This window comes from Lactobacillus nasalidis (assembly GCF_016587775.1).
GTDB lineage: Bacteria > Bacillota > Bacilli > Lactobacillales > Lactobacillaceae > Lactobacillus > Lactobacillus nasalidis.
This window is the reverse complement of sequence record NZ_BOCG01000353.1, coordinates 1-8,081: the sequence shown is the minus strand read 5'-3', so window position 1 is coordinate 8,081 and position 8,081 is coordinate 1. Positions and strand designations below refer to the sequence as shown.

Here is an 8,081-nt window from a genome sequence, read left to right as displayed (position 1 = left end):
GCCGGTCGGCCAAAAGCGCGCCGCCGTCAATCCAGCACAGGTAGCCAAGCAGGAAGTCGCCGGCAGCCACGATGATCGAGACCGTAGTCGCGGGACTGGCTGCGATAAAGTCAGTGATCGACTGTTTGGCCGCCCCGGCCCGCAGCTGCAAAAGCAGGAGATAAGCCAGGGGCGCGAAAAAGAGGACAAAGGTATAGATCTTCATAATGCGCCGGGCCGTGAGTCCGGCAGATTTAGTCAACCGATCCAACCAATTCAAAGCTTTTTCCTGCATTATTCATCCTCTTTTCTCAGCCACTCGCAGTAGCCGTTAATCAACAAATCAATCATGATGTAAGCCGGACTGAAGGCCCAGTTCTTGGTGCTGATGCTCTCATGGAAGAGGCTCGGCTGGAAGAAGAGACTGTAGTCAGACAGACTCGCCAGCCGGCTTTCCTTGATCGTCGTCAGCGACGTGATCGTCAGGTTTTCATTGAGCAGATGCAGCTCTTCCAGCAGCTGGCAGAGGTCTGGGTCTTCTCCTAAAAAAGAGATCACGATCAGCTGGTCGCCATCCTGAAGCCAGCTCTTCGACATTTTCAGCTCACTGACCGCCGACGGCATGACAACCGTTGGCTTGCCCACATTCACCAGCAGCTGATTGGAGAGATAGCTGGCGATTGACGCCTGCTGCCAGCCAGTGGTGTAAATGTAGATGTTTTTTGTCTGATTCAGGGTCGAATAAAAGCTCTCAAAATCCAGGGTTCTGAAATAACTCAGTTCTGAACGCAGGTTTTTGACCAGGCGCTCAGCAAAAGTATCCTGCTGCTTGACCATTCGCTTCTCCCCTTTGGAAAAGTCTGCCAATTCATATTTCAGTTCGCTGTAGCCACTTAGACCAATCTTCTTGCACAGGCGAAAAATAGCAGATTCAGAGACGTAAAGCTTCTTGGCCAGTTTTGCCAGGCTGAGCTCGCTGCAGGCCGCAGCATTGTTCAGCAAATAATTCAAAACCTTCTTGTCTGATGGATTCAGGTTGCCCGACTTTTCCACAATTCGTGCTTTCAATCCTGCCATAAAAGATTCCCTCCTGCTAACTTGTTGACGTTTTCATCTAGTTACCAGAATAGCACTTTTATGGACTTGGACCAATTTATAAACCTACATAATTTCCTTCATCTTGTCGACAACCCGTTCGGCTTCCAAACCGACCACGATGTCGATTTCCTGGTCGTCCCGCTTTTCAACGGCACTGGCGCCGAATTTCTTGAAGTCGTCATCCGCGCCAACCTTCTTGGTGTCAAAGACGTGAACTCTTACTCTGGTTGAGCAGGAAGTCAGGTCCTTGATGTTGCTTCTGCCGCCAAGCAAGTCCAGGTAGCCGGTGGCTTTTTCTTCATCAGGGTCAGCCTTGGCCTTGGCAACGGTATTGCCGCTGTCGGCGATGATGCTTTCGATTCTTTCCAGAACCTGGGCAACGTCCAGGCCGACGATGACTTGAATTGCGGCACCGTGACGGACAACCCCGACTGCCTTGTTCTTTCTGAAGGCAGCGTCGGCGCCGACCTTGTCAGGATCCTTGACGGTTACCCGCAGACGGGTAGCACAGGAAGTGATTTCCGCAATGTTTTCCGGTCCGCCCAAGAGAGTCGTGTAAGCAGTGGCTCTGGCAATGTACGGGTCAGAAGAGTTTTCACCGGCAGCTTCGGCAGCTTGTTCAGCAGCCTTGGCTTCCTTGTATTGCTTCTTGTTCATCAGCTTGACTTCCTGGTCGTCGGCTTCCCGGCCTGGGGTAGCGTAGTTGAACTTGACGATCATGAAGCGGAAGACGAAGTAGATGATGGCGGCGTAGATCAAACCGATGATGAACTGGGCCATGTAAGTGTGCCAGTGGTTGGCCCACAGAGGCAGCCAGTTCATGGAGGCGATCCCGATGGCCCCGTCAGTCATTTGGCCGACAACGCCGAAGATGTACATGGTAGTGTTCATCGTCGCTGCCAGAACTGAGTAGACGATCCAGAGGATCGGGGCAGCGAACAGGTAAGTAAAGTCAACTGGTTCAGTAATCCCGGCCAGGAATGAAGTCAAAGCAGCTGGCAAAAGCAAGGCTGAAGTCTGCTTCTTCTTGTTCTTCTTGGCGGTGTGGTAGAAGGCCAGGCAGATGGCCGGTACCAGGAAGACTTTTTCATTGCCGTAAAGCATGAAGCCCATGTTTGGAGCCAGGCTCTTCAAGCTCTTGGTGCTTTCAGCAAAGGCAGTCAGGTGCTTGAGCCACCATGGCTGCAAGCCTCCGGCAACAACGGCCGGACCGTATTGGAACGGAATGTAGACCAGGTGGTGCAGGCCAGTTGGAATCAGAACCCGGTTCAAGAAGTTGAAGATCCAGACCCCGATCAGGCCGCTGGAAGCCATGAATTCCTGCAAAGCAGTGATGCCCATTTGTACCTTTGGCCAAACAAGGCAGGTCAGGAAGGCAACTGGGAACATGGCCACAAAGCCTAAGATAACGACGAAGGCTGAACCCTGGAAGGTCCCCAGGAAGTCCGGCAATTTCTTGTCAAAGTAGCGGTTGTGCAGCCAGACCACGATGCCGGCGATGACCAGGGAACCAACGATACTGGTGTCCAGGGTCTTGATCCCGGCGATCATCGTCAAACCGTTGTTGGTTGAGTTGGCAACGATTTGCGTCTTAACGTAGTCCTTGACACCGAAGAATGAGCCCCAGTGAGTCAAGAAACCAGCGATAAAGTAGTTAAAGGTCCAGTAGGTAACGATGGCTTCCATCGCTGCCCGGCCGTGGGCTTTCTTGGCAAGGCCGATCGGCAGGCCGACGACGAAGAGCATGTCGACCTGGTTGAAGACGGTCCAGCCACCTTGTTGGACGGTGTCCCAAAGGCCGTACCAGAAGGTATTGGTGTTTGCCAGGGAGCCAAAAATCAACGGGTTGTTGAAGAGGCTGGTCAAGGCAACCACGATACCGGCGAAAGAGAAAAGCAGGACAGGCACGAACATCGCCGCCCCGAATTTCTGCAGTTTCTGCATCATAAGCAATCTTCCTCCCTTCAAAAAGCTGCGGGCTGATCCCCGCCAGCTCTTTCGTTGCTTATTTCATGTATCTTTTTGTTTTTTATTTCAATTCATTCTGACTACTTCAAGTCCGGCCAGTAAGGCTTGTTGACAACCATCATGTCGTCCAGGATCTTCTTGGCCACGGTTGCGTCTGGCACGGTCTTGTTCAGAGTAAAGGCCTGCAGCATCTTGATGTAGGACTTTTGCTCGTAAGCGTCGACGACCAGCTTTTCGCAGGTGACTTGTTCCATCATCAGACCCAGTTGGAAGCGGCCGGCTTCACCGACAACCAGCGGCTGCACGCCGTCTGAACCGAAGAGGCAAGGCACTTCGACGATGGCGTCGTCCGGGAAGTTGCAGATGGCCCCGTTGTTCGGGATGTTGGCCAGGTACTTCTCGTGGGTGTTGAAGGCAATCGCATGGCAGATGTCAATGATGTAGTTGGAGTGCACTTCGCTTTCCCAAAGGTTGCCCTTGGCCGTGCCTTCCTTGACGATCCGGGCACATTCACCGAAGACGATCTTTTGGCGGTATTCCAGGATTTCGTCGGTTCTGGTGTAGTGCGGGTTGGCATTTTCCACTTCGTATTTCGGGAAGTAGTAGTACTGCATGTAGTTGTTTGGCAGAGTCGTCGGGTCCAAGGCGTAGCAGTCGGCAACCTTCTTGAAGGTTGCGACCCAGCTGGCTTCGGTTTCCTTGTCGAAGTCCCCGCCTACGTAGTAGCCGTTCTTCTTGACGTAGTCTTTCAAAAGCGGCATCAGGTCTTCGCCGGTCTTCTTGTTGGTGACGCTCTTCCACCAGCCGAAGTGGTTCAGGCCGTAGTAGGTGAAGTCAAGGTCCTTGAAGCTCTTGAGTCCGGCAATGGCAGCCATTCTACCCATGTCGTCGATCGGCATGTCGCAGATATTGACGACCTTGGAGTTTGGACGGAAACGCCGGCAGGCTTCAGAAACAATCGCGATCGTGTTGGAGTAGTTGACCATCCAGGCATTCGGCGAATACTTCTCCATGAAGTCGATGATTTCAATGATTGCCGGAATTGACCGCAAACCGTAAGCCATGCCTCCGGGGCCGGTGGTTTCCTGGCCGTTGACCCCATATTTCAAAGGAATCTTTTCATCCTGGCTGCGCATTTCGTACTTGCCGACTCTGATTGAGCCCAAGACGAAGTCGACGTCAGTGAAGGCTTCTTCAGGGTCAGTCGTGTATTCGAATTCGACTTGCGGTGCCTTTTCCTTAACGATGATGGCACAAGCGTCACCGATCTTCTTTTGCCGGTCGGCGTCGATGTCGTACAATTTCAGTTTCCGTAGGGGAAGCTTGTCTTGGTTGGCACAAAGGCTGATGACAAAGCCAGGGGTGAAGGTACTGCCACCACCGGCAATAACTACTGAAAATTTCTTGTCTGACATAAATCAATTGCTCCTTACAAAAGACATTGTTTCATCACGCGAGGTCTTTTGGGCGCCCCGCCTTCCGTGAGCTAGCTTACATATCCTATTATGGCACCGCTTCCAGATATGTAAAGCGTTTACGAAAACAAAGAACCATATTTCAGATTGTGAAAAGTATTTCGCAATGGCGAAAAATATTTCGGAAAATAGCCCTACAGCAATTTTTGCAAAGAAAAAGACACTGGCTTTGGCCAGTGTCTATTTTTTGACTTAATTTAATTAACTACAGCTGCAAGCCGTTTGGCAGAGCCAAGGCTACGGCGAAGACCAGCAAAACGGCGCCGATCACCCAAAAAGCAATTTTTTGCCCTTTTGGCAGCTCTTTTTTGAAAGCGTAAATCACCAAAGCCAGGCCAATCAAGCCAGACAAAAGCATCATCCAAAAGCCCATCGTCAATTCTCCTTTACTATAATATTTCCATTTTTCAGCTGCAGCACTTTATTGTGCTGGCTGGCAATATGCGAATCATGCGTAACCGTGAAAACAGTTTTCCCCTCCCGGCTGAGCTCTTTCAACAGGTTCATGATGATTTCCGCGTTTTCTTCATCCAGCGATCCGGTTGGCTCATCCGCCAAAATTCATTGATCAAGGCACGGATCGCGGTCACCCGCTGCTTTTGCCCGCCTGACAATGTCGCCGGCTTTTGGCTTAAAACTTGGCTGACGCCCAGTTGCTCAGCCAGCTTTTCAGCTCTTTTCAAGTAGTAGTCCTTGCTCTTGCGCAGCCCTTTGTCTAGGTAAACAGTCGGCAGCAAAATATTGTCCCTGACGTTCATGTTTTTGATCAACAAAGGTTCCTGCAGGATAAAACCGATTTGCTGGTTTCGCAGGCGGGCCATTTCAGCTTGATTGAGCTCGCTGGCTTTTTGCCCAAACAACTCAACTTGCCCAGCGTAATCCGTGTCCAAAAGACCGATCACATTTAAAAGCGTAGTTTTCCCTTCACCAGACGCGCCAACCAGGGCTGTCAAAGACGCTTCTTCAAGTTCCAGATTCAAGCCGGAAAAAATTTTCCGGCCGTTTTTAAACTTTTTTTCAAGATCTGTAATTCTCACCGAATACATCATTCGTCCCCCATCTGCAGCGCAAGCGGCTTGCGATTAAAGCTGGCAGCTACCAACGCAATGGCAAAAACAGTAATCAACAGCATCAAGACAAAAGAAATCAACAAGCTTGCCGTTTCAGCTCTTGGCAGCAAGCCATTCAGCACTATCTGCGAACTGCTGCCGACCGAGCTGGCAGCCAGCATCTTGGAATAAGAACCAGCATACAGCAATACCGGCACGATTGCCAAAATGTCAATTACCAGTTGGTAGATGATCGCTGCTGTTAATACGTCCTTTTGCCGCATGCCCAGCGAAATTCTCAGTGCGATTTCACTCTGCTCCTCATTCAGGCAGTTCCAAGTGTTCCAAACGATAATCAGAACTGCGACTGCCATGATGGCCAGCGAGAAGACCGCGAACATGATGGCCGTACCTTTATAGCTGGCATAGAAGTCGGAAATATTTTTCTCAACTGAAATAAAACGAATCTTGAAAAAATTTCCTTGGTTGAATTTGCGCGTCAACTTGGCCAATTCTGCCCGGCTGCTGTCAAAAACAATCAAGTCCTGAGCGGCCGCAAGCAGCTGCGCAGCCGTTACACTTGCTTTATCGGCCTGCCTTAGCGGCCGGATGATGGTGTTGTTCAAATAATTCTGGTTGTCCAGCAAATACACTGAAGGCACGTTCGCGTTTTGCTGCAAGACACCAACCACCTGGTAGTGCTCCTTTTTCCCGGAAGAAGAGTTTACTGCAGTAAATTTGCTGCCCAAAGGCTGACTCTTGGCAACATTGGCTCCGACCAAGACAGGAATAGAGCTGCTGCTGCTTGCATAGTCGGCCGAATTGAACTTGCGGCCCGCTGCTATGTGAAGCAGGTAAAACTTAAAGAAATTGCTATTGACCGTATCGATGCTGACGGAATCACCATTATTCAAGTTTGAGTCAAAAGACCATCTCAAGGAATAGTGGTAATTTTTATCCAGATAAGCAAAAACTTTACGTGCGTGGGCATTGGTCTTAGCCAGATTCTTTTGCTTAAAATTCCGACTGAACTGCTTCCCGGTCGATTGGTCATTGCCAACATAGACTTTCCGCTTAACCAAGGTCTGCAGGCTACGCTCGTTGTTTATAACGTATAAGTTTGACCGCAGCAAGTGATAGCTGATGAAGCCAAAAGAAACCAAGCATAGCAAGGTCAGCAGGGTCAAAACCACTTTCTTTAAAAATACGTTCTTGATAAATTCGAAATACACTTGCTTTTGCCTTAACGATCGATCACCTTAACCAAAAACGGCCACCACAGCAGTAAAACCACAGTATGCAGACCACCGGCTAAAATGAATTCTCGCCAAGCCCCTCCTTCATTATGACCAGTCAAATAGCTCATTCCCCAAAACGCCAAGACAAAGGTCAGCAAATCAGCCCCAAAAATCACGATCTCCCCTGCTAGGTATTGCTCCCGCTGGGTCGAACCGACGATGATTCTGATTCTTCTTTCTTTTTGCCCTTTTTTGCACAAATGGTAAATCACCAAGAGCGCCGCGATGCTGGCAAAAGCGAGGATAGAAAAAGAACTGGCAGAATCTTCCAAAAGATTCTTGACCGCCCAATTCACCCGAGCATTCGCCGCTTTTTGACTTACCAAGCTGAAAACAGCTAAGTAAAGGAAATTGAAATATTCAACTAGCAACAATCCAACCAGCGCTGAAAGGCTGAAAGGATTTCTTGTCAATTTTTTCATCACTTGCGCCTACCATGAAACTTGTCTGGAATCCTCCATAGTGCTTTTATCTTTTCCATTATCTAAACCTCTTTTCATACTTCAACCTGTCCTTTTTCAAAAATAATTTTACATCTCTCTCAAACAATTTCCAACACATTTCTACAAAAAACTAATAAATCTATTTCAATACGCAAATATAAAACGAAACAAAAAAATCCGCCTTTCGGCGGATTCTCTAAATTCTGTATTTTCTGCGCAATTCCCGGTCTTGGTCGCGCTTCTTGATCGTTTCGCGCTTGTCGTATTCTTTCTTACCCTGCGCCACGCCAATCAAGACCTTGGCAAAGCCGTGCTTCAAGTAGACCTTCAGCGGCACGATGGTCATCCCCTTTTGGGCTTTGACATCGGCCAATTTGGCGATCTCCTTCTTGTGCAAAAGGAGCCGGCGGCTTCTGAGCGGATCATGGTTGTAGCGGTTGCCTTCCTTGTACTCGTCAATATGCACGTTTTCCAAGAAGGCCGACCCGTTGATGATCTGCACGTAGCCGTCACGCAAGGTCACGTGCCGGGCTCTGACTGACTTGATTTCCGTCCCCGTCAAAGCAATCCCGGCTTCATAAGTGTCCTTGATGAAGTAGTCGTGCCGGGCTTGCCGGTTCTGCGCGAGGACATTTTCATCCTTGGCTTTTTGTTTCATAAAAAATCCTCCCGCTTATTTTCTAGCGGTTTGGCCGCCGGCGGTTGCCCCGCTCGCTTTGCCCCAGCCGCTGGCCGCGGTTGTTGCGGCTTGGCTTGTGCCGCCGGTCGCCG

9 protein-coding genes and 1 pseudogene are annotated in these 8,081 nt (G+C 49.8%); all 10 read right to left on the bottom strand.

Translation table 11 applies throughout. The features are described from left to right. A pseudogene (locus lacNas_RS06785) lies at positions 1-274 on the bottom strand (hypothetical protein); the annotation flags it as partial. After that, the gene (locus tag lacNas_RS06780; RefSeq protein ID WP_201330040.1) at positions 274-1,056 is read right to left on the bottom strand and encodes a MurR/RpiR family transcriptional regulator; all 783 of its coding nucleotides are present in this window, start codon (positions 1,054-1,056) and stop codon (positions 274-276) included. The pseudogene lacNas_RS06785 and the gene lacNas_RS06780, both read right to left, overlap by 1 nt. Positions 1,057-1,140: 84 nt before the next feature. Next, entirely contained in the window at positions 1,141-3,024 is a 1,884-nt protein-coding gene (locus tag lacNas_RS06775; protein ID WP_201330039.1) for a PTS sugar transporter subunit IIBC, read from the bottom strand. Positions 3,025-3,125: 101 nt separating this feature from the next. Next, positions 3,126-4,460, bottom strand: coding sequence for a family 4 glycosyl hydrolase (locus lacNas_RS06770; RefSeq protein WP_201330038.1), 1,335 nt, complete (start codon positions 4,458-4,460; stop codon positions 3,126-3,128). A 265-nt stretch (positions 4,461-4,725) separates the two neighbouring features. After that, positions 4,726-4,893: a hypothetical protein gene (locus lacNas_RS06765; protein WP_201330037.1), complete on the bottom strand. Its 168-nt coding sequence runs from the start codon at positions 4,891-4,893 to the stop codon at positions 4,726-4,728. Between the two features lie 2 nt (positions 4,894-4,895). Next, complete coding sequence (locus tag lacNas_RS14425; RefSeq protein WP_280515432.1) at positions 4,896-5,027, bottom strand: hypothetical protein; 132 nt, start codon at positions 5,025-5,027, stop codon at positions 4,896-4,898. Continuing rightward, on the bottom strand, positions 5,024-5,557 hold the full coding sequence (locus tag lacNas_RS06760) for an ABC transporter ATP-binding protein (RefSeq protein ID WP_244660609.1): 534 nt from the start codon (positions 5,555-5,557) through the stop codon (positions 5,024-5,026). Before lacNas_RS06760 ends, lacNas_RS14425 begins: the two co-directional genes overlap by 4 nt. A gap of 8 nt (positions 5,558-5,565) precedes the next feature. Further along, a complete protein-coding gene (locus lacNas_RS06755) occupies positions 5,566-6,801 on the bottom strand; it encodes an ABC transporter permease (RefSeq protein WP_201330036.1) in 1,236 nt (411 codons plus the stop codon). Between the two features lie 11 nt (positions 6,802-6,812). Further along, entirely contained in the window at positions 6,813-7,289 is a 477-nt protein-coding gene (locus tag lacNas_RS06750) for a hypothetical protein (protein WP_201330035.1), read from the bottom strand. A 217-nt stretch (positions 7,290-7,506) separates the two neighbouring features. Beyond that, positions 7,507-7,968: an SsrA-binding protein SmpB gene (gene smpB / locus lacNas_RS06745; protein ID WP_003611142.1), complete on the bottom strand. Its 462-nt coding sequence runs from the start codon at positions 7,966-7,968 to the stop codon at positions 7,507-7,509. Positions 7,969-8,081 lie beyond the last annotated feature (113 nt).

Coding starts and splice junctions, on each gene's coding strand:
- lacNas_RS06780 (WP_201330040.1), bottom strand. CDS start 1,056: ATGGCAGGATTGAAAGCACGAATTGTGGAAAAGTCGGGCAACCTGAAT.
- lacNas_RS06775 (WP_201330039.1), bottom strand. CDS start 3,024: ATGATGCAGAAACTGCAGAAATTCGGGGCGGCGATGTTCGTGCCTGTC.
- lacNas_RS06770 (WP_201330038.1), bottom strand. CDS start 4,460: ATGTCAGACAAGAAATTTTCAGTAGTTATTGCCGGTGGTGGCAGTACC.
- lacNas_RS06765 (WP_201330037.1), bottom strand. CDS start 4,893: ATGGGCTTTTGGATGATGCTTTTGTCTGGCTTGATTGGCCTGGCTTTG.
- lacNas_RS14425 (WP_280515432.1), bottom strand. CDS start 5,027: ATGAACCTGTTGAAAGAGCTCAGCCGGGAGGGGAAAACTGTTTTCACG.
- lacNas_RS06750 (WP_201330035.1), bottom strand. CDS start 7,289: ATGAAAAAATTGACAAGAAATCCTTTCAGCCTTTCAGCGCTGGTTGGA.
- smpB (WP_003611142.1), bottom strand. CDS start 7,968: ATGAAACAAAAAGCCAAGGATGAAAATGTCCTCGCGCAGAACCGGCAA.